2 protein-coding genes are annotated in these 1149 nt (G+C 60.7%); both read left to right on the top strand.

Annotation, left to right across the window (positions count from 1 at the left end; translation table 11 throughout):
* On the top strand, positions 1 to 473 hold a 473-nt coding region (locus ABT116_RS48755; protein ID WP_351648009.1), incomplete at its 5' end, for a TetR/AcrR family transcriptional regulator C-terminal domain-containing protein.
* Positions 474 to 521: 48 nt separating this feature from the next.
* The coding region (locus ABT116_RS48750; RefSeq protein ID WP_351648007.1) for a DUF222 domain-containing protein at positions 522 to 1149 on the top strand (628 nt) is incomplete at its 3' end.

Raw genomic sequence — 1149 nt, 5'->3', positions numbered from 1 at the left:
GGCGCATTTCGCTGTCCAACTGGGCTGCCACACTCTTCGCCCTACACACACGCCATCCGTGGACATTGGACGTCTCGTTGGCGCGCCCCGTCCTGGGTCCGCGCGAGCAAGCCGGACTCGAATCACTCCTGTCCATCCTCTACTCCACAGGTCTCGATTCTCCGACCATTCGCAGATCGGTGAGCATGCTTTTCCATTTCATCCGAGGATCCGCGCGGACCCTGGCCGAGATCCGGAGCGCATCGACGATTGGAGAATCCGAGTCACATTGGTGGGCACAGTCTTCTGCTGCACTGACCGCTGCTGCACCAGACTTCGCAGACCGCTTCCCCCACACGATGCAGTTGGGTCGGGAGGCCCCGCCAACACTCGGCGGCGACTTCTATCTCGAACGAGAAGCCGAGGAGTCGTTTACTCAGGGCCTCCAAATCCTCCTCGACGGGATCGAATCGCAGATTCGAAAACACTCTTGACTCGAACTGGTGTTCGAGTATTGTTTAGGGTGGGGATCGGGGGATTCAATGAGTGTCTATCTGTCGGACGTGGTTTCGGGTTCTGCGGTGGGGTTGCGCAAACGTCTGTGGCAGTTGTCTGCTGCGGAATTGCGTGATGGTGCTATCGAGGCGAGTGCGGAGATACTGCGCCTGGAAGCCGTTCGGGTGGCGGTGGTCGACGAGCTGTCGTTGCGTCCGGATGATCAGGTGATCGCCAGCCGCGGGGTCGGTGCGTGGTTGGCGTCGAACACGATGCTGCAGGTGCGGGATGGGAAGAAGATCGCCGCGTTGGGTGCGGCGCTGCGGCCGTTTCCGGCAGTGGCAGCCCGGTTCGATTGCGGGGATTGTTCGTTCGAGCACGCCGTGTTGATCGTGGCGTTTTGTGAATCGCCGCCGAAGGGGATGCCGGACGAAGCGCTACCGAAGTGCATCGACTTGTTGTTGGCTGCCGCTTCCGGTGTGGAGGCCACGACCACGAAGGTGCGGAACGTGATCGCGACGTTGGAGCGAATCTTCGAATCCGATGAGATTCCGCCCGCCGAAGACATCGACCGCAACGAACTCCGCATCGCCTCGACTTTGAATGGTCGGGTGGTGGTGCGTGGGGATTTCGACGCCCTCACCGGCGAAATGCTGTTGTCGGCGTTGTCGAATC

The organism is Streptomyces sp. NPDC002130 (genome assembly GCF_040296465.1).
Classification (GTDB): Bacteria; Actinomycetota; Actinomycetes; order Streptomycetales; family Streptomycetaceae; genus Streptomyces.
Note: the sequence above shows the minus strand (reverse complement) of the source record. Positions and strands in the feature narration are given on the sequence as shown.